The sequence below is a fragment of the Deltaproteobacteria bacterium genome (genome assembly GCA_019309045.1).
In the GTDB taxonomy this organism is placed as follows: domain Bacteria; phylum Desulfobacterota; class Syntrophobacteria; order BM002; family BM002; genus JAFDGZ01.
Genome location: JAFDGZ010000037.1, coordinates 23371 through 43392 on the forward strand (window position 1 = coordinate 23371; position 20022 = coordinate 43392).

At 54.2% G+C, this 20022-nt stretch carries 19 protein-coding genes and 1 pseudogene; 9 read left to right on the forward strand and 11 right to left on the reverse strand.

Features of this window, described 5'->3' with window-relative positions:
- The first annotated feature begins 40 nt into the window (after window positions 1-40).
- From JRI89_09485 to JRI89_09495, 3 genes are all read left to right on the forward strand, one after another.
- Window positions 41-1987, forward strand: coding sequence for an iron ABC transporter permease (locus tag JRI89_09485; GenBank protein ID MBW2071476.1), 1947 nt, complete (start codon window positions 41-43; stop codon window positions 1985-1987).
- Window positions 1988-2000: 13 nt separating this feature from the next.
- The gene (locus tag JRI89_09490; protein MBW2071477.1) at window positions 2001-3095 is read left to right on the forward strand and encodes an ABC transporter ATP-binding protein; all 1095 of its coding nucleotides are present in this window, start codon (window positions 2001-2003) and stop codon (window positions 3093-3095) included.
- Between the two features lie 131 nt (window positions 3096-3226).
- Entirely contained in the window at window positions 3227-3859 is a 633-nt protein-coding gene (locus JRI89_09495; GenBank protein ID MBW2071478.1) for a class I SAM-dependent methyltransferase, read from the forward strand.
- Window positions 3860-4168: 309 nt separating this feature from the next.
- Here the strand turns inward: JRI89_09495 and JRI89_09500 are convergent, their stop codons facing one another.
- Window positions 4169-4456: a transcriptional regulator gene (locus tag JRI89_09500; GenBank protein MBW2071479.1), complete on the reverse strand. Its 288-nt coding sequence runs from the start codon at window positions 4454-4456 to the stop codon at window positions 4169-4171.
- Window positions 4457-5074: 618 nt separating this feature from the next.
- Here JRI89_09500 and JRI89_09505 point away from each other — a divergent pair.
- The gene (locus tag JRI89_09505; protein MBW2071480.1) at window positions 5075-6361 is read left to right on the forward strand and encodes a BamA/TamA family outer membrane protein; all 1287 of its coding nucleotides are present in this window, start codon (window positions 5075-5077) and stop codon (window positions 6359-6361) included.
- A 119-nt stretch (window positions 6362-6480) separates the two neighbouring features.
- Here the strand turns inward: JRI89_09505 and JRI89_09510 are convergent, their stop codons facing one another.
- A complete protein-coding gene (locus JRI89_09510; GenBank protein ID MBW2071481.1) occupies window positions 6481-6771 on the reverse strand; it encodes a hypothetical protein in 291 nt (96 codons plus the stop codon).
- Window positions 6768-6920, reverse strand: coding sequence for a hypothetical protein (locus JRI89_09515; protein ID MBW2071482.1), 153 nt, complete (start codon window positions 6918-6920; stop codon window positions 6768-6770). The genes JRI89_09510 and JRI89_09515 overlap by 4 nt, the downstream gene beginning before the upstream one ends.
- 556 nt (window positions 6921-7476) lie before the next feature.
- On the opposite strand from JRI89_09515, the gene JRI89_09520 reads away from it, so the two are divergent.
- Together JRI89_09520 and JRI89_09525 are read left to right on the forward strand one after the other, a co-directional pair.
- Window positions 7477-7929, forward strand: a complete 453-nt coding sequence (locus JRI89_09520; GenBank protein MBW2071483.1) for a hypothetical protein — start codon at window positions 7477-7479, stop codon at window positions 7927-7929.
- Window positions 7874-8629, forward strand: a complete 756-nt coding sequence (locus tag JRI89_09525) for a hypothetical protein (GenBank protein MBW2071484.1) — start codon at window positions 7874-7876, stop codon at window positions 8627-8629. Before JRI89_09520 ends, JRI89_09525 begins: the two co-directional genes overlap by 56 nt.
- Window positions 8630-8933: 304 nt before the next feature.
- On the opposite strand, the gene JRI89_09530 is transcribed toward JRI89_09525, so the two are convergent.
- The 7 genes from JRI89_09530 to JRI89_09560 all read right to left on the reverse strand — a co-directional run bounded on the left by JRI89_09530 (window position 8934) and on the right by JRI89_09560 (window position 14734).
- Window positions 8934-10106, reverse strand: a complete 1173-nt coding sequence (locus JRI89_09530; GenBank protein MBW2071485.1) for a saccharopine dehydrogenase NADP-binding domain-containing protein — start codon at window positions 10104-10106, stop codon at window positions 8934-8936.
- Window positions 10103-11167, reverse strand: coding sequence for a D-cysteine desulfhydrase family protein (locus JRI89_09535; protein MBW2071486.1), 1065 nt, complete (start codon window positions 11165-11167; stop codon window positions 10103-10105). Before JRI89_09535 ends, JRI89_09530 begins: the two co-directional genes overlap by 4 nt.
- 15 nt (window positions 11168-11182) lie before the next feature.
- Entirely contained in the window at window positions 11183-11845 is a 663-nt protein-coding gene (locus JRI89_09540; protein ID MBW2071487.1) for an amino acid ABC transporter permease, read from the reverse strand.
- A 3-nt stretch (window positions 11846-11848) separates the two neighbouring features.
- On the reverse strand, window positions 11849-12517 hold the full coding sequence (locus tag JRI89_09545; protein ID MBW2071488.1) for an amino acid ABC transporter permease: 669 nt from the start codon (window positions 12515-12517) through the stop codon (window positions 11849-11851).
- Between the two features lie 54 nt (window positions 12518-12571).
- The gene (locus tag JRI89_09550; GenBank protein MBW2071489.1) at window positions 12572-13369 is read right to left on the reverse strand and encodes an amino acid ABC transporter substrate-binding protein; all 798 of its coding nucleotides are present in this window, start codon (window positions 13367-13369) and stop codon (window positions 12572-12574) included.
- Window positions 13370-13381: 12 nt separating this feature from the next.
- Window positions 13382-14113 (reverse strand): amino acid ABC transporter ATP-binding protein, encoded by a 732-nt coding sequence (locus tag JRI89_09555; protein MBW2071490.1) that lies wholly within the window; start codon window positions 14111-14113, stop codon window positions 13382-13384.
- A gap of 246 nt (window positions 14114-14359) precedes the next feature.
- Complete coding sequence (locus JRI89_09560) at window positions 14360-14734, reverse strand: hypothetical protein (protein MBW2071491.1); 375 nt, start codon at window positions 14732-14734, stop codon at window positions 14360-14362.
- A gap of 404 nt (window positions 14735-15138) precedes the next feature.
- Between JRI89_09560 and JRI89_09565 the strand changes: the two genes are divergently transcribed.
- The 3 genes and pseudogenes from JRI89_09565 to JRI89_09575 all read left to right on the forward strand — a co-directional run bounded on the left by JRI89_09565 (window position 15139) and on the right by JRI89_09575 (window position 18889).
- Entirely contained in the window at window positions 15139-16377 is a 1239-nt protein-coding gene (locus JRI89_09565) for a cytoplasmic protein (GenBank protein ID MBW2071492.1), read from the forward strand.
- 439 nt (window positions 16378-16816) lie between these two features.
- Window positions 16817-17161, forward strand: a pseudogene (locus JRI89_09570) (DUF86 domain-containing protein).
- Between the two features lie 570 nt (window positions 17162-17731).
- Window positions 17732-18889 carry a hypothetical protein gene (locus tag JRI89_09575; GenBank protein MBW2071493.1) on the forward strand — a complete coding sequence of 386 codons (1158 nt, stop codon included), beginning with the start codon at window positions 17732-17734 and terminating at the stop codon, window positions 18887-18889.
- 635 nt (window positions 18890-19524) lie between these two features.
- Here JRI89_09575 and JRI89_09580 read toward each other — a convergent pair.
- Window positions 19525-19914, reverse strand: coding sequence for a HEPN domain-containing protein (locus JRI89_09580; protein ID MBW2071494.1), 390 nt, complete (start codon window positions 19912-19914; stop codon window positions 19525-19527).
- Between the last annotated feature and the right edge of the window lie 108 nt (window positions 19915-20022).

Genomic DNA, 20022 nt, shown 5'->3' on the forward strand with positions numbered 1-20022 from the left:
CGCGCGCATGGAGAATTCACCACACCAGATGGATGACAGCATGAAGGCATCCATAGAGAACAGTTATTTCCAGGAGCTGGTCAGCGACACCAGGCATTTCCTGCGTAAACCCGGGCTGGTGGCTTTGACTTCTCTGGCGGTGGTGCTCATCCTTGTTTTCATCATCTTCCCCATTGGCTCTGTATTGCTAAGGAGCTTCACGGTTGCCTACCCGACCGTTACTGTGCGCTGTACCACTGCTGCCTCGAGCAGCCCCGCCTCCCAGCAGCTGGCAATAGAGTCCATTGTGCAGGCAATCAGCGCCATCGAAGGAATCGAAGAGACGCGCAGCACCGTAGGCGAGCACGGTGCGGAGATTGTTGTCAGGTTTCACAAGGACTGGGACGATCTCAGGGGCCTGCACGACATCAAGAGGGCCCTGCAGAAATTGCAGGGTCCTGCCAGCACCACCATAAAAAGCATCAAGTACCAGTTGGGTCGGGAAACCGTCAAGAGTCTTGCTACCTACGGCGAGTTTTTTGCAAAGAGCTACTATTATCGCGCCCTGAGAAACAGCATTGTCCTGGCAATAGTCACCACCATCCTCGTTGTCATTCTTGCCTTCTGTTTTGCCTACCTCGGCCTGCATGCTCCTGGACACATCAGGAGGATTCTGCGGCTGCTCGGCCTTCTGCCTCTCATAGCGCCGCCGTTCATATTTGCCCTTTCTCTCATTCTGATCGGCGGCCGTATGGGAATTCTCACCAGGCTCTTTCACCTGCCCTTCAATCTGTACGGCTGGCCCGGGGTCATCACCGCCCAGGTCATCACCTTCCTGCCTCTGGGTTATCTGCTCATTGAAAACGTCCTGCGCTCTCTCGGCACCAACTTTGACGAGGCTGCCAGTGATATGGGGGCCGGCAGCGTGGATATTCTTTTCAGGATCACCATTCCCCTGTCTGCCCCGGGAATTCTGAAAGCAGGCCTGCTTGTCTTCATAATGTCCATTGCCGACTTCGGCAACCCCATGCTCATAGGAGGCGGGGTGTCATTCCTGGCTACAGATGCCTACTTCTTGTGGATAAGTGAAAACAACCTGGAGATGGCAGCGGTGTTCTGCGTGTTTCTCATCCTGCCGAGTCTGGTCATTTTCATTATTCATCAGTACATCCTGGCAGGCAGGGAATACACCACTGTGGGCGGCAAGCCGCAGCAGACTGAACAGAAAAGAATCAGCCCGAAAATATTCTATCCTATGATGGCCTTTGCTGCTCCCGTGGCAGCAATGATCATCATCTGCTTCGGCACCATTCTTGTCGGGGCCTTCACCAAGATTTTGATGATTGACAACAGTTTTACCCTGGAGCACTTCCAGAGCACCAACGGCTTTCGCTCCCTGCTCACCAGCTTGAAGTTTGCCCTGGGCGCAGCCCTCATTGCCCCCATTATTGGCGTCACCCTGTCGTACATCCTGGTTCGCAAGCGTATTCCCCTGAAGAGGCTCCTGGAATTCATGGCCCTTCTAGGTTTTGCCGTGCCCGGAACGGTCATGGGAATCGGCTACATCATTTTCTTCAATTCTCCCCCCCTGAAGCTCACCGGCACCTTCATAATCCTGATCATCAACGAGGCGTTCAGGAACCTCTCCGTGAGCCTGGAGGCCGGCGTAGGCAAGCTGCACCAGATAGATGTGGCCATAGAAGAGGCTGCCATTGATATGGGGGCCAGCTCTTTCCGCACCTTTACCAGGGTGGTGCTGCCGCTGATCAGCTCTGCTCTTGCCGCTGGCTTCATCTATACCTTTATGGTAGGCATGATCGCTGTCAGCGCGGTTATCTTCCTGATCACGCCGGGCAACAATCTGGCTTCACTGTATATACTTGCAGTGGCTGAAGAGGGCTTTCTCGGCATGGCCTGCGCCATTTCGGTGATGCTAATTGTGGTGGTAATGGCCTGTCTCGGTGCTCTGAAGGTTCTTTCCCATTACACCAAGACTACATTTTTCTAACAGGACAGTACAGATGAAAAACAGCAGTAATTCTGCGATTCTCGAATTGAGAAACATCACCAAGAGGTTCGGCAGTCTGGTGGCGGTAAATGACGTCTCCTTTTCACTGCAGCGCGGCAAGCTGGTAACCTTTCTCGGCCCCAGCGGCTGCGGCAAGACTACCCTGCTGCGCACCATAAGCGGCTTTCTGGAACCAGATCAAGGAGAGATCATCCTGGACGGCGAGGAAATAACCAGTCTACCGCCAAACCGCCGCGACACCGCAATGGTCTTCCAGAATTATGCCCTCTTCCCCCACATGACGGTTGCCCAGAATATTGCCTTTGGCCTGCGGGTGAGGAAGAGGCCAAAAGAGGAAATCGACAGGGAGGTAGAACGGCTCCTGGACCTGATGCAGATGGCCGGTCTGGGCAGCAGAAAACCCCACGAGCTCTCAGGGGGTCAGCAACAGCGAGTGGCTCTTGCCCGGGCCCTCAGCCTCGAACCCAAAATCCTCCTTCTGGACGAACCCCTGTCCAATCTGGATGCCAATCTGCGCATTTCCATGCGGGGTGAAATTCGCAAGCTGCAGCGCAACCTCGGACTCACCATAATATTTGTCACCCACGACCAGGAAGAGGCCATGTCCATCTCTGACCTGCTGGTGGTCATGAATATGGGTGTTGTGAGGCAGATCGGCCCTCCCACCAACATTTACGAACATCCCGTGGACGAGTTCGTCGCCAACTTTATCGGCCACGTCAACTTTTTCCCGGGAGAAGTGATCGCCGTCTCCGGCAAGGAAATGTCCTTCAGGATCTCGCAGGGAACCCTGAAAGTGGAGATTCCTTCATTCCCGGTGGCCGTGGGGGACAGGTTGAGGGCCGTGGTGAGACCTGAGTCCATAGAAATAGTGGACGGAGATCGACAGCCTGGCCACAAAGAAAATGTAATCGAGGGAGTAGTAACCGAGACCATGTACATTGGCTCGATCATGCGGGTGACTATTGCTGCTGGCGAGCAAACTGTCTGGGTGGATGAAGCAGATCCACAATACAGCGGCATGCTTCAGGAAGGCCAGAGGGTGAAATTGATTCTGAAAAAAAGGATCCATATGCTGCGGGATTGAGCTGGGAGTTGTCCGCTGAGACGAGGCCCGCAACTCCCTGGCTCCGGGCGAGCTGGCTTTGCTTGCCGGGAAAAACCCTGAAAGCAACCAGATTCATCAAACAGAGACGGCTGCATGCCTCAGAGGTAGTTATGACAGAACGAGACAGGCTAAAATGGATTTATTCGTGCAAGGACAATCAGGAGCTCTGTGAGCGTTACAATCAGTGGGCTCAGGACTACGACGCCGAATTGATGCAGGACTACGGCTGGCAGGCCCCTGTATTGGTCACCGAGTTCTTGAGCAAGTATGTCAGCAGAGACGCCCGGATTCTCGATGCCGGGGCCGGCACCGGGCTTGTGGGGCAGTGCCTCTACCACCAGGGCTACAGGGATCTGGTGGCCATCGATCTTTCTGAAAACATGCTCGCCAGGGCCAGAGACAAGAAAGTCTACCGAAAGCTTCACCAGATGGTACTGGGAGAGCCTCTGGATTTTCCTGACGCTGCCTTTGATGCGGTGGTCTGCGTGGGAGTGTTCACCTACGGCCACGCACCCGCCAGCTGCCTGGATGAACTGGCGCGCATCACCAGGGACGGGGGATACATTATTTTTATCCAGCGCTCTGACGCCAATGAGTCCCTGGGATTTCGGGAAAAACAGGAACAACTGGAGGCCACCGGCATCTGGAGGCTGGTGGAGGCGAGTGATCCCATCTGTGCCTTTTCCAGAAAGGAGGACGAGGTGCCCCACCAGATCTGGGTCTACCAGGTGCTGGAAGATTAGCCGGCCAACTCCCTCACTGCATAATCTTTATAGAGCAACATCCCTGCAGCCGCAAGACACGAGGCTGCCCTGCCCCTGTCCACTGCCGTCTCACATATTCAATTGACGCCACTGATCATTCTTTTGATGGTCCCCTGCGCAACCCGAAGGTTGCGGCTGCCATCCGGGGGCTGATTCACAGAATGGCCAAGCGGCATCTCGCCAGGACCGCGCCAGCCGCTGCCTTCAGACTGCTGGCAAACATTGATACTGGTTCGCTGGGCAGCGGCTATATGCCTCCATTGATTCGCGGCTTACTCGGGGGCAACGCTAGAGTGAGCAGAGCCGGTATCTCGGCTCCTCGAGGTGCGTCTTCCTGCAGCGCGGGCAGCGCCCCGGCCGATTGTAGCGCTGACGTTTCCTGAAAACATAGCCACACGCCAGACACCTGACTGGCTGCACCATGAGCCTCATGTTCTGGGCCGCTGCGGAGCGGGCCACATGCGGCAGGTGCTGGTACACTTCCTTCTCAGGAATTCCCATTGCCTGAGATAGCTCTCTGGCAGTCATCTCTTTATCGGCCAATAGCGCGCCCATCTGTTGCCTGATTGTTCCCATGTGACACGGACCCTCCGGGGTTGTCTGCACTTCAACTGCGGCGGAGACCTCCTCTGCGGAGATTCGCCTGCCTCCTGTGCTCCTGAGCTGTAATTCTAGCCCCTCTTGATCTGCAGGTTGGCAAGTCCGGGAGCAGCACCTGCTTATCTAGAGGGTTTTATCCCTTAATTATCAATAAGTTATACCTGCGCGGCCAGAAAAACAAAATTTTTTGGTTGTCACAAGCGCATATCTATCGGAAAATGACGCCTGGCACAATCTCCTATCATAGCACATCAAGAGCGGTGCTATGGCAGCGCTCGGAAGAGATTGGTCTGCCGCTCACCTGACCGTAAAACAGTTCCGGCAGATTGTGTGCAGACCAATGTTCACCAAGATTCTAACTCGACATGGCTGACAAGAATTCTATAAATCCTGGAGTACTGGAGAGATCCCTGGACAGGTAAAATTGCCCCAGTTTTTTGCCCTGAGTTCTCTACCCGAGTTCTCTATTTCGACAACGCCAAAATCTGCTTCGATGTACCACGTTGGATCTGGCAACCATCAGGTTCTTGCAGAGCTCGATTACATCTCTGCAAGCTCAAATGTAAAACTCTGCCATCAATGGAGAGGCTGCCAATGAAACGACCTGTGTGCGCACTGTCTTTTCTCCTGGTGCTGTTCATCAGCTTTTCAGCCTACGGCCAGGGCGTCCGCCTGGGCCCGGACGGTAAAGTCACCCAGCAGACCCTCAGCCTTCCCTACGCCTTTTACAACGAGAGCTTCGGCTTCGCCCTGGCCTATGTCTACGCCCTTGTGGGCTATCCCCAGAAGCAGGCAACCATGCTGACAACCTTCATGGCCGGCAGCAAGGGCTCGGCCATGGGCTTTCTGGTCGGCCGTGATCTCAAGATGCCTTACCTGGAGAGGCTTTTTCTGGATCCGGTTGTTTCAGTGGGATATTTTCAAGATGCAGAAAGTTACGTCAACGGCAAGCCCCGATTTGCCGGGCAGCGGGCTGGGAGCAACGATTCAGATGAAGACAATTTCGTCAAAGGCGATGGCTGGGACAACTTTTTCCGCATGAAGTTCAAATATCTGCTGCCCATCGGCAATGGCAAGGATGAGATCATCAGCACCTATGAAATCGACCGAGGCCTTCTGACATCGGAACCAACAGGCGGCACCTCTCTGAACCCCCTGGCAAGCGGCAAAACCTACCTGGAACTGCGTCCCTTTTACCGCTCCCAGCAGCTGGACGGTAAACATGTGGACGACAAAACCAAGACCAGTGGCCTGGATATCGGCTTTTTCTGGGACAATCGCGACTTTTACGCCAATCCTTCCCAGGGACTCGGCCTGCGGGGAAAGTTGTCCCGGGATTTCGGCCTGTTCGACAGCTCCAATTCCTGGACGAATCTCGAGAGCGAACTGGATGTTTACATCCCGCTGCATCTGGCTGACTGGCTGCGGCAGACAGTGCTGGCTCTGGACTGCTGGACCTCCTACTCTCCCACCTGGGACAAACAGGCGGACGGCACTGTCAAGAACCGGCCGCCGGCCTACACCGGCCCCACTCTGGGCGGCTTGTGGAGAATGCGCGGCTATCCCACCCAGCGCTTCAGCGACAGGTCAGCCATCTATTATACTGCCGAGCTGCGGATGATACCCCACTGGAACCCCTTTCCGGGCTGGCCCAGGGTGCAGAAATATGTGGGCATCCAGTGGCTGCAGTTCGTACCCTTTGTGGAGATCGGCAGGGTAGCCTCCAGATGGAGTTTGTCGCGGCTGCACTCTGACATGAAATGGGATGTGGGCCTCGGCATGCGTGCCTGGGCCAAGGGCATCGTCATCCGCATAGACAGCGCCTATTCCGACGAAAACTTCGGCGTGCAGATGATGGTCAGCCAACCGTTTCAGTTCTAGTTGTCTGATGGAAGCAGGACCTCGAAGATCTGTAAACAGGGTTCCTGGCAGCAAGCAAGGCAATAAAGTGGCGCGACATCTTGGGAACAGAATACCTGGTTCACCAGATGTGACCCCAATTATAGCCCCAGCTTTGCGGCCACATCTTCAAAGTCGGGCGCCTGAGCATAGAGCTTCTCGAGCTCGTTGCACGCCCGCTGCCGCTGGCCCTGGCCCTCGTGGACCAGGGCCTGCTCATACCTTAGCGCTCGCAGCAATTCCTGACCTGTGCCCTTTTTCCGGCGCAAGACGGTTGTCAGGACCTCTCGGGCCGCAGTCAGCAGGTCCAGCTGCCGCAGGGCCTTTGCCTCGTAGAGAAGCAGGGCTCCCTGAATCTCAGAGTTGTTTTCTACAGTCTCGGTAAAGCTCACCAGAGCATCTCCTGCATGCGGCAGAAGCAATAAGTATAGTGAGGATGAATCACCCACCAGTAGCCGTCCACCTCAACATGAATAACCCTGCGCAGGTATGGCACTATCTGGGGTATTTCCCTGCGGAGATATTCAGTGAGTATCAACATGGCTGCCGACCTGTTGCTTTCAGTTCTGTTTCTCAGGCTGCTCCAACCTGTATCTCTGCCTGCTTCACAGCTTACTGCAGGGGAATGACAGATGAGGTCAAAGGGAGGGTATTTTTCTCAAGCCCACTGCTTTGTCTTTCACCAGCAGCGACTCAGGGGATAACCCCGGCGCCAGCGGTCTCTCCCAGCCTCGCCCGGGCCTCAGGCAATCCTTTCGAGACAACCATTTCCGGCGCCAGGAACATCTTGTCGAGGCAATGATCAGGACAACTCTTTTGTCGGGTTTATCCCTGAACTGTTGATAGCTGACTCGATTCGACCTGCAGCGGCAGAAAATTTCCGGTTGCTCTTTTCACATTTTATAGCGTATAATATTTTCGCATTTCAGCAAGTTACTTCAATATAATCTCACTTTTTCACCTGCAGAGCAGCCACCTGATTTTTATTTGAGAAAATAGAGCTGCGTTTGTTCGAGCATGGTCCTGGCCGAGGCGAATCAACGGGCAAATCATGGACTGATTTTGATGGACCTCCAGCGAATAGAGGAGAAATTCTCATGAAAAAATGGGCGTTGGCTGTTTTCTTCGGATTTATTCTTTCTCTGGCTGTTCAAACGAGCGGCGGTGCCTCCCTGCTCTACGAATTTGCCGGCACAGGCAGTGAGGGGCTCAGGCCGTGGGACTCCTTGATCATGAACGGCTCAACACTTTATGGCATGACGGAAAATGGCGGAAACCATTATTGCGGCATCATTTTCAAAATCGAAAGCAACGGCACTGGCTTCTCTGTCCTGCACTCATTTGCCGGAAAGCCCACTGGTGGCAGCTATCCAAAGGGCTCCTTGATCCTCAGCGGCTCCACTCTCTACGGCATGACCCAGCAAGGCGGAGCCAACGACCTGGGCGTCATCTTCAAAATCGAAACCGACGGCAGCGCATTCTCTCTCCTGCTCCTTGATCCTCAGCGGCTCCACTCTCTACGGCATGGCCTCTGGGGGCGGGGGCAGTGATGAGGGAGCTATCTTCAAGATCAATAGCGACGGCAGCGCATTCTCTCTCCTGCACTCATTCACCGGGGCAGCCGATGATGGCAGCCAGCCTCGGGGCTCCTTGATCCTCAGCGGCTCCACTCTCTACGGCATGACCCAGCAAGGCGGAGCCAACGACCTGGGCGTCATCTTCAAAATCGAAACCGACGGCAGCGCATTCTCTCTCCTGCACTCATTCACCGGAGGAGCCAATGACGGCAACTATCCATGGGGCTCCTTGATCCTCAGCGGCTCCACTCTCTACGGCATGACCCGCGACGGCGGGGACAGCAACCTGGGAGTTATCTTCAAGATCAACACTGACGGCAGCGCATTCTCTCTCCTGCACTCATTCACCGGAGGAGCCAATGACGGCAGCCAGCCTCGGGGCTCCTTGATCCTCAGCGGCTCCACTCTCTACGGCATGTCCTGGTTGGGTGGGAACAGCGACCTGGGAGTTATCTTCAAGATCAACACTGACGGTACTGGCTTCTCTCTCCTGCACTCATTCACCGGAGGAGCCAATGATGGCAGAAACCCGTTCGGCTCTTTGATCCTCAGCGGCTCCACTCTCTATGGCATGACCCCTTATGGCGGAGACCAGGACTGGGGAGTGGTGCTTTCACAGCCGCTCTCAGCAGTTAATCCCGGCGGACAATTACTGCTCCTGTTATCAGAATAGGTACGGGACAAGGTGCAGCACCTGTGTCGCGGCATAATACCTTTGCGGTCCTGGCGCCTTTGGGTGAGGCCCCCAGCCCCTCAGTGATCTATAGTGACACTGCCCCGGCAGGTGTCGGAGGCATCTCTCGGTACAAGTTCTTGGGCCTTCCAGACAGGAGTCTGTTGTTTAGTGCGGCTGAATCACGGCTGCCCATCATCACCGCAGGCCTCGGTCTGCGCTGCCCTTCATCGATATTGACTCTCGAATACAATACTCTACTGGCTGACCTGGTCCGACCACCAGTCGAGGTTCAGTAAGAATTTTATAATTTTATGGACGTCCCCACCTTTCGCACAATCTCCATGCCGAATCTCGACAGTCCCTCGAGAAAGGGCTCTACTGGCACATCCCTTGCCGGGGAAAGGACCCCCCGTTTGTCTATGGTCTGCGAAGCGATCATTTGCGCCGCAATCGCAGCCGAAAAGCCCACCATACGATTCATGGCAAAGAGGCCGGTGGCAAGGTCGCGGCGGTCGATGAGGGTGTCTGTAATGGCGAGGTCTTGACCGTCTTTCGTTCCCACGGCCCTTATCGAAACAATGCCCAGATCGCGCTCATCTTCCTCGTACTGGAGCCTCGGTTCAAAGTGCTTCACCAGAAACATGAATGGAGAGACGCCCAGAGAGGGCGCCGGCGCTTCCTCGAAGAACCCCAGCTGATGCCAGGTTCGAATAATGGCGGCATGGCCGGGCCAGCGCAGAGAATATCGTCCCATCTCCTCGAGCCTGTCTGCAGAAAGGCCGAGCAGATCAATGTAAGACAGGGCATCTCCGTTGGGGATGGCGTCCAGGGCTCCCAGCTCCGGGTGCTCCACGGTGTGCAGGTTCTCTGCGGCGAAGACCTCGGCACCTGCCAGGAGAACCTCCCTGCCCCCCTTCAGCAGCCGCGCCGGCCGCACATAGGACGTCAGCACGCCCTCCCAGGTCCAGCTGATCTTGTAGTTGAGGATGTTGTTGCAGGCATCACGCTCGGGAATGCCGGCGCCGTAGGAATAGAATTCTCTGATCTGGTCAAAAGATGACAGCATACGACGGGCCATGACCAGGTCGATTCCCGGATCCATCCCCATCTCCGGCAGGATGGTTACCCCGTTTTCCACGGCCGTCCTGTGCAGCTTTACAATCTCTCCCGCGTAAAAGGTGTTCACCAGATGCCTGCCAGCAGATATGGCAAGCCTTGCCATCGACTCGTTAAAGGTGATGGGCAGCATATCAATGATGACATCCGCCCTGCTCATCCATTCGGAAACCTTTGCCGAGTCAGCAGCATCCAGGCGAATGAATTCCGGGGAAGGTATTTCGACCCGTTCGACAAAGCGGCGTGCTGCTTCGGTTGACAGGTCTGCCACCAGGATATCTGCTTCAGGATCCAGTTGAAAAAGCCCATAGATGACCGCCCGCCCCTGAAGGCCGGCCCCCAACACCAGATACTTCATGATGCCCTCCCCTGCGGGCTCCCTTTTCCAGAGCTCCCTTTTGCCCTGCCTGAATGTCTGTCATCGAGCAGAGGCAGAAATTCCTCGCCCTTGGGAAAGATGCCATAGTGGCCGCCCGTATGAATGAACAGCACATTGGCCCCCTTGTGGATTTTTCCCTCTTTGATCTGCCCCACCATCCCCAGGAAGGTCTTGAGGGTATAGACCGGGTCAAGGATCATGCCTTCCAGCCTGGCAATGCGGACGAGCTCCTCGAGCTCTTCCAGGGTGTTGAGGCCGTAGCCTCTTCCCACAAAGCGGTCGTCGAAGTTCGTATCCAGCAAATCAGCCGGAAGATCCACATCGTACCACCGGGAAAACTCCTTGAGAATCCTGGCAACTTCCTTCTCGAAGTAGGCCGCATCGTCGCATACGGCAATGCCGTGCAGGCTCCAGGGAATCTGGTAGTGCCGCAGACCGATCATGATGCCTGCGTAGGTGCCGCCAGAGCCGAGAGCGCAGAACATGACATCCATGGCAGGGTCCACCTCCTGAAGCTCGCCAACCATTCTCACGTAGCCCAGGCTCCCGGTGGCGTTGGAGCCTCCCATTGGAATGAGGTAAGGGCTGTATCCCTCCGCCTTGAAGGCTGCCACCGTTTCCTCTTCAATATCGTGAAGATGCTTGAAGTCGTCTCTGCTATAAAAGGAGCAGGTGGCGCCCAGGATCTCATCAATGAGCAGGTTGCCCACAGGAATTCGCGGTGGCTCTCCCCTGAGGATGAGATGACAGCGCATACCCAGCCGGGCAGCCACGGCAGCGGTGGCGCGGCAGTGGTTGGACTGGATGCCGCCGCAGGTGATCAGCATGTCGCAGCCGTTTTGCCTGGCATGGTAGAGCAGGTACTCCAGCTTGCGGATCTTGTTGCCTGAAGCCACGCTTTCGGTCAGGTCGTCTCTTTTGACGAAGAGGTTCACCTGGAGTTCCTCGGAGAGCTCCTCTAAGTTCTGGACGGGTGTGGGGAGCTGGGCAAGGGATATCCTCTTTTCCAGCAAGGCCTCGAGTTCAGGAAAGATCCCCATGATTCTTCCTCCTTTTCAGTGCGACTCGTAGCTCACCTTTTCCTCCAGATAGTGGGACAGGTGGATCAGGGGATAGCAGACCACAAAATAAAGGATTCCCACCAGACCAAAGACCATCAAGCCCTCGGGAATGCGCTGCACAGTCAGCCAGCCCACCCGCGTCACATCAGTGAGCCCGATCACCGAGACTATGGATGAATCCTTGACCAGGAGCACATATTCACCCACCAGCGGTGGCAGGATGACCCGAACGGCCTGGGGGAAGATGATATAGCGCATGCGCTGCCAGGCATTGAGGCCGTATGCGGTGGCCGCCTCCCGCTGGCCCCGGGGAACAGAGAGGATGCCGGCTGCCACAATCTCGCTGATGTAGGCCCCTGCATACACAGTCAAGGCGATGGCAGCGGCGGGAAAGGGCTCGAGCTGGATTCCCACCTCCGGCAGAATAAAATAGATTATGAAGATGTGCACCAGAAAGGGAACCCCCCGCATGTAGTCGGCGTAAGCCCCCATGAGCTTTGACAGTCCCCATTGTTTGACCGTGCGGAGAATGCCGCAGATCACCCCAAGTAGGGTGCCGGCGACAAGGCTGATTCCCGACACCATGATGGTCACCCACAACCCCTTGAGAAAGAGAGGCAGAGTATGAATGAGCCCTTTGAAGTAAACGCCGATCATGCCTCACCTTCCCTCCATGTAGATGAGACGGCCCTGCCACCAGATTGACAGATGTTTCAGGACAAAATAGATGAGGAGATAGAAGGCAGCCACCGTGAAGAAGCCCTCTGCTGGCATGAACCGCTCGGAGGCCATGAGCTGGCCGGCCCGCGTCAGTTCGAGCACAGAGATCAGTGATACCAGTGAACTGTCCTTGACCAGGACGATGAACTGCCCCAGCAGGGCTGGAATGGTAACGCCCAGTGCCTGGGGGAGGATCACATAGCGCATGCGCTGCAAATAGGACAGGCCGTAGGCTGTGGCCGCCTCGGTCTGGCCGCTGGGAATCGACACAATGCCGGCCCGGACGATTTCTGCAACATAGGCGCCGCTGTTGAGGCTCAGTGCCAGGATGCCTGTCTGGACTTCATTCAGATTGACGTGCAGGCTGGGCAGGCCAAAGTAGAAAAAGTACAGCTGGGCCAGCAATGGCGTGGAGCGAATCGATTCGATATAGATCCCGGCAAGTCTCTGTAAAAAGGTCTTTTTCGAGAGCCGCATCCCACAGGCGACCACACCGATGAGCAGCGCAAGAACAATGCTGATGCCGGAGATCCAGCTTGTGGCCCACAGGCCCTTGAGAAACAGGGGAATATATTGTCCGATGACCCGGAGGTTAAACTGCTCGAGCAAGGGTCCCCCTTATGAGAGGAAAAAGGGGAGGCCTCTGGCCTCCCCGGTGGCAGATCAGTGGTCCTGGCGCCATCGGTTGGAATTGACCCAGTAGTCGAGATTCTGTTTCAGCCGGCCATCGCTTCTGATCCACAGGAAGAAGAGGTTGAGCCATTGCCGCAAATGAGTGTCTTCCGGACGAACAGCAAAGGAAAGGGGTTGAGCGCTGAGGGCGATTGGCAAAATGGCAATGGAGCCTTCTGGAAAGTTTTGCATCTGCCCCCGGATGGCGGAAAGATCGTTGACCCCGATGTCTGCCTTGCCTGAAATTACCGCATTGATCAGCAGGGGGCCGCCTCCCTTGTAGGGTTTGATTTCAGTGTTGGCCAGAAGACGCTTGGCGTCTGTTTCTCCAGTGGAGCCCAGGAGAACCGCCGTGCGCACGCCGGCTTTATTGCAGTCTTCAAGGGTCTGGTACTTTCCTGCATTTTCTCTTTTGGTGAAAACCACGCTCTTGGACACATAAAATGGATCCGTAAAGGATACTTTCAGAGCGCGTTTGAGGGTGGCAGTCATGTCCGCAGCCAGCATGTCCGCCTTTCTGGAAAGGAGAGCCGGGATCAAACCATCCCAATCGTAATCCAGGAACTTGATCTTGACGCCCATCTCTTTGGCAATCAGGCGGCAGAGTTCCACTGAGCTTCCAGTGCGCTCTCCGTTTTTGTCCACGAAGGAAAAAGGAGGACCCTGTGTCTGAACCGCAACTCGAAGCTCCCCGCGCTTGACAATCTTGTCCACCGTGTCGGCAGCAGCGGGCAAGGCAAGCCCCATGACCAGGGCCAGGATTATAAACAGTCTGGACAAGTGTTTCATGCCGCACCTCCTTTAATTGTGGGTTAGTATTTTGCTCAGAAACACCCTGGTACGCTCGTGCTCGGGGTGGTCGAAGAAGGCCTCCGGCGTGTTGGACTCAACGATCTGTCCGTCGTCCATGAAAAATATCCGGTGGGCGACTTGCCGGGCAAAACCCATCTCGTGAGTCACCACGATCATGGTCATGCCTTCTCTGGCAAGCTCTACCATGACATCCAGCACCTCCTTGATCATCTCGGGGTCCAGGGCGCTCGTGGGCTCGTCAAACAGCATGATTTTGGGATTCATTGCCAGGCCTCGGGCGATGGCAACTCTCTGACACTGCCCCCCCGAAAGCTGTGAGGGGTAGGCGTCCGCCTTGTCTGGAATGCCCACCCTTTCAAGAAGACGGCGGGCGTTTGCCTCAGCCTCGCTCCTCGGCAGCTTCTTGACCTTGATGGGTGAGAGCACCACATTTTCAAGCACCGTCAGGTGGGGATAGAGATTGAACTGTTGAAATACAAAACCGATCTGGCTGCGAAGCTTGGTCAGGTTCGTGGACCGCTTGTCCACCTGCATGCCATCCACATAGATTTCACCCTGCTGAATCGGCTCGAGCTGATTGATGCAGCGAATAAGGGTTGATTTCCCTGAACCCGAGGGGCCGCAAACAACCACCACCTCACCGGGATGGATGTGCAATGTTATATCCTTGAGGACATGAAGAGAACCGAACCACTTGTTGACATTTTTGAAGACAATCATTGAAAGGGATACCGCTGAATACCCTCACCTCCTTTCCCGGAAAATGGCAAGGGTAATACTGCCGTGATGGGGTAGGAGTATAGGCAACATCCCGGTTGGGTGTCAAGGAGGAAGTCCGGGCCAGTCAGTACAACCCCTGTGCCCTGGGGCAGTCCAGGCGGGAAAACAACGATGGTTGACAGTGTCCTGGGACCCGGCCACTGGAGGCTGCATCACAAATCCTGGCTCCAGGCTGACAGGCCGGCCTCAGTACCCGACATAATCCAGAACCATCCTGTCTAAAGTTTCCGGGCAGTCAATTTGCCGGGTTGTCTTTTGTGGACCTATGTCCACATAGTCTTCGTCCACCGAGGATTCTCCATCGAAAAAATTGATTCTAACAGTTATGGAGGTATCCGGGGAACGAGCTGGCGCTGCCGTGATTGAAAAACTGTCACCATCCTCGGAAAAGGCAAGATCATAGATTCTAATTGCCTCGAGGGCCGAGTCAGTGACAACAAGTTTGATCACTTCGCCGCGTGGAGTGTGCAGGCGCCAGCTCCTGGCGGCCCGGGCCGTGGGCAGCAGCATCAGGCCGAGCAGAAGATTTCCCAGAACTATGGCAGAGGCCAGTTTTTTCATTTCTTGCTCCTCAATGGTTGTCTGAACATCTCAGCCTGGTGTGAGTCAATCAGGTGTCCTGGGACCACCGCGGCCTCCCGGGCTGATTTTTTCATATGCCAGCAACCATTTCCCTTGACAGAAAAGCACCCCGTTTTGTAGCCTCCTTTGCAAAAGAGATGCCCTGATTCATTACTTATGATCCAACCGACGGATTGTGCAGAACAGGAAAATTATGCCCAGAAGAAGGCGTTGGCCGGCAATTCAGAACCGTGATCTGCCCAATGAGCAGACATCTTCCCGTTGCCACGCTACTCAGGCAAAAAGTGCAAGAAATGCTGTACAGCCAACTAGCTCCAGCATAAAACCATTCTCGAGTCCACCCACCATGCACCCTCGCCAGGGGTGAAAGACAGGAGAAAAATGTGACACGCCAGCCCAACAACAGACACGGCACTTCCAGAAGTGTAGACGCTCTCATCGACGAAATTCTCGTGGATACTTGCGGAGAAGATGAGGAGCTGTGGGCTTTCCACCAGGTATTCGCAGACGAGGTCAGGCTTCCTGCCGATGCCTTTGTCATTGGAGAACCCGTTTCTGTTGTGAAAATTGACTATGATGGCAATACCCGACTCGGACTGACGGCCAGGTGTCGGAAGCAGGATGGCAGCAGCTATGTGGTGGCGCTTGTTGATGTTGTCTTCCCTGAAGCTGCCAGCGGTTTCCTGTATGTGTCGGCGTACCGCAGATGGGTCGGTCTGCCACCTCTAGCCGGGCCCGGAGAGCAGAAACCTGGACAGCAGCGCCGCCACAAGGCGGCTGACGAGGATATTGATCTCAGCGGTCCGGTTGAGCTCGTCGTTCTGAGCGTGAAAAAGAAAGCAGCTCGTTGTCGCCTGCCAGGGACAGAGCGTCAGATCACCCTGCGTTCCTCTGACATTGCCGATATTGTTCCTGGTGAGACTATCACGGTGCAGCCACGCAAACGATGGAGATTCGCAGGGCATCCTTACCTGTCCGGCAAAGTGTTGTCCCAGCGGCTCGACCTTTACAATCTGGCTCTAAAACCTCTGCAGCTGCACCATCGCGGCACCTGGGATCCTGATGAAGAATACTGGGGCGAGCCCGACGAGCCAATCCCGCACTGGGCCAGGCCAATTATTGCACGCGGCCCAAGGCCATTATTTGAGATGGAACAGATAATCCCCGGCTGTGACCTGGATGATCCATTTGACGACCCCATCATCCAGTCCAACGACTTGAAGGCGGCTGGCGACCTGGATGGAGCCCGCAGCCTGTTGATGGGTCTTCTGAGTGCAGACCTGCGCTGCCTCGATGCTCATGCACACCTCGGCAATCTGGTTCTTGACTACAGACCGGAAGTTGCAAAGCGCCATTATGAAATTGGCAGGCGTATCGGTGAGCTTTCCCTGGGGCAGGACTTCGACGGAGTTCTTGCCTGGGGGCTCATCGATAACCGGCCTTACCTGCGGTGTCTTCACGGTTATGGACTTTGCCTCTGGCGCCTCGGACAGTTCCAGGAAGCCGAAAAAGTATTCGAGAGGCTGTTGTGGCTCAGCCCGAGCGACAACCTTGGTGCGCGGTTCCTTCTTGAATTTGTGAGAAGCAAGAAGTCCTGGGAAAATTATGATGATGACGGCTGAGGAGCGGCACCTGGTATCCAGTATAGGTCAGGATGGAGACGGTTCCATGCTCCCAGCAGCAGAATGCCTCGGAGCATAAACCTGAAAGTTGACCTGGCCCCAGAGCCATTCATTAGTAATCGACACCAAGCGTCATGCTATTGATCGCTGCGGAGGCAATCCAAAAGATTGCCTCAGCTTTCAAAAATCAATGCCTCGGCAACAATCTGGCAACCGAAAGCTTCAGCCTGCGCTGCCCATCTTTCTAGATCGACTCTGGAATAAAATGCGCAGGTACCTGTCTCGGTCATATAGCGAGTCCACACTCCTGGGCTTATCAAGTTGGCTGGTATGAAAATCGAACTGAGCCAAATCTTCGGCCGCAAGATAGATTTGAGAACAGCAGAGGACCTGAGCAAATATTTCAGACAGGAAGTCCTCCAAACGGCTGAGGTACAGTATGCGGAGGGATGATCAGATACGCTTGCGCCACATGCGGCATGCCTGCAGAGAGGCTCTAGGCTCTTGACTTCGCTCGAAATGAAACGAGAGAATCCTTGAGCAAGGACCGAAAGCTGGAATTTGCTCTGGTCAAGGCGATCAAAATAGTCGGCGAGGCAGCATCAAGAGTATCAGAAAAATGCCGTGAAGATTTTCCCCAATCCCATGGATCAACATCATCGGGATGAGAAACCGTCTCATTCATGCGTATTTTGACATCAATCTAGATATCCTTTGGAAAACCATAACCGAGGATCTGCCGCCTCTTATTGCAGAGCCTGAGAAAATCCTGCCGCTGGAATAGTCGTCTCCCGAATTTATCGCCCGCATCTATAATCCACAGCTTTTGCTTTACTCTAGCTTTCTCAGTGTTCCATCGAAGCGAGCACAAGAGAAAAGGAAGAAAGCCTTTGCCAGCAGGTCGATGCCGGGCTGTTCTGAAAATTAGGGAGATAAAGGAAGCGGCAGCCCACAGTTTAATAAATCTCTCGCCGGTGTCGCTCCTGCTGCTTTCTTTTCAAAACCGGAACTTTTTAACCTCAAGAATGCAGCTCTAAGACCGAAATCAGCCCAATTTTGAAGCCCTTATATTGACATTTCAATTATTTGTCTTGGTCGACCTCACTCAAAAGCTCTTGCCATTTCGCGGGCTCGCCGAAAAGGGCTTTTTTTGCCCCCAAAAAGAGCGTTATAGACCCAGATTGGACGTATTTTCGACAAGTTGTACAGTCCTGCAACCACTTGACTTGGCCCGACCAGGCGCAAATTGCTGTTGACAGGGTCACAATCATTCGCAAGAATAATCTTTGAACACAATACAAGAATAGCAGGTCGAAAGGGACACGCAAACAGATTAGTGATAAGGAAGAATATCATGGAATTTTACCAGAACAACCGCCCAGGCCGTTCAAAGCAGGCTATGGTATCTTGCTTTCTTGCCGCTCTTTTTCTATTGTGCAGCACACTGTTTGTAAAGCTCGTAGCAGGAGCCAAACTTTTTGTCAGCCCCGGGGCAAGCGGAAGCACCTGTACTAGAGCAGATCCGTGCGCTCTGCAAGATGCTCTTGATCTTGCAGAAAACAACAGTGCGGCCGACACGATTTATCTGGCTCCGGGAACTTATGCCGGGAACTTCGAATACAGGCCTCCTGACTCAGAATCCTATTCTCTGGAAATCACCGGGGTGTCAGGTACAACCGCTGAGGACGTTATTCTCGATGGACAAAACAAAGGAAGGGTACTGGGACTTTTTTATTATCCTTACTATTCAGTGCCAGCATTCGATGTATGCATAAAAGGCATCACTATTGAAAACGGAGACAGCACACTCGAGTCGCATAGAAATGGCGGAGGAATTAGTATCGGCGTCTTTGATGCCAATGTTTTTATTACCAGCTGCATCATCAAAAATAATACTGCTGAAGAGGAAGGCGGTGGCATCTGGGTAAACCCAACACGAGCCTTCTATCTGGAAAATAATCTAGTAGTCGACAACATCGTAAATGAGAGTTTCGCCCATATCAGCCGAGGTGCCGGAGCCTTTTTGATGATACCAGGAGGCTTCAATAACGTGATTAGAAACAATGTGTTTGCAAGAAACACGGCCCTGGGATCATCTTCTGAGGGAGGAGGACTCTTTATGGGGTGGTCAGGCACCTGTACCCAACATGTTTTTGGAAACACTATCTATAACAATCACGCTTACGATGGCGGAGGTATCTATTTTTATAACGCCTCCACAGCCAATGTCTACAACAACAATTATTCCACAATGCATGGCACCTGGACCGAGTCGGGAAACAACCAGGATATCGATCCAAAGCTCAGAGATCCCGAAAGCAACGACTTTCATTTACAGATGAACTCTCCCATGATTGATGCTGGAACAGACACTGTTCCTGATCCGCCGGGACTGCCAGCTACTGATTTCGAAGGGAATACCAGAGCATTCGGCGCTGCCCCCGACATCGGGGCTGACGAACGCCTGTGCGTACTGGCACCTTCTTTAGACTTGCTTTTGCTCGGCAACTAGCGCATTTCTGGGCCCCATTTGGCCAACCAGATCGGGAAGGTTCGTGAAGCGCCCCAGCAGTAAGCTATCATGGTTTTTTGAACACTTCTTTGCTCTGTTCAGACCACCAAGCTGCCACCTTGCACTGTCCAATCTCATGGTCTCTCGTGCTGCTTCTCACCCAGCAGCAATGCCTTGCCTCACGGCAATACGTAGGCAACCGAAAGCTTCAGCCTGCGCTGCCCATCTTCGAGATCGACTCAAAAATACTTCCAGTTCCTCCTATCCCTCCCCTGTGCAATCCTTTTGAACCACCATTTCTCACACAAGAACATCATCCCAGGGCATATCCCAGGGTGCCTTTGAAGCATTTATTATAGAATATCAGCTAGTTGACGATACAGACCAGCAGCCTGCCTGGCAACTCAACAGAGAAATTTTATAATTTTATGCCCGTCCCCTCCTTCCTTACAGCAGCAGAATGCCTCGGCAACAATCTGGCAACCGAAGGCTTCAGCCTGCGCTGCCCATCTTCGAGATCGACTCTGGAATACAATGCCCAGGTACCTGTCTCGGTCATACAGTCAGTCCACCTGGGCAACTCAGCAAGAAGAATCTTATGATTTAGGACCGTGCCCCGCCTCCTCCTTTGTCGCCTATTCAACACTTCTGGTTAGTGCCCCCATCTCTTGCAAAAACAGTTCACTTCTCTCGATAATCTCTTTAACCTGATCCTGCTCAAATTGCACTAAAGGCCGATAGTCAGCCTTTTGTCTGTTATCAAAAAGCCAGTCGAAGTGCTTTCCCCACTCAGCCGCAATCTTCTTGGTCCGTATATAGTCGCGGTGCAGCGCTGATCTGACTTCCCTGTGTCTTCTAAAGCTTTTTCCCTCGGCTAGTAGAACCGCAGAAAAAGCATGAAAACAGGCAAAATAAGCATCTCTCACAGCGTTCTGAAATCGTCCAGCCGAAAGGTTGTCCCGCGCAGAGTCAAGGTCCTGCTCCGCCTTCTCAATCCAGTAGGCTATGATTTTCTCCTCCTTCATGCCACCAGAGCTCCATCCCTGACAATTTCACGGTAAATCGGGAACTGACTGAACAGACCTCCATCCCATTCTTCGATGGTTGCAAACAGCGGACTGAAGATCACATCA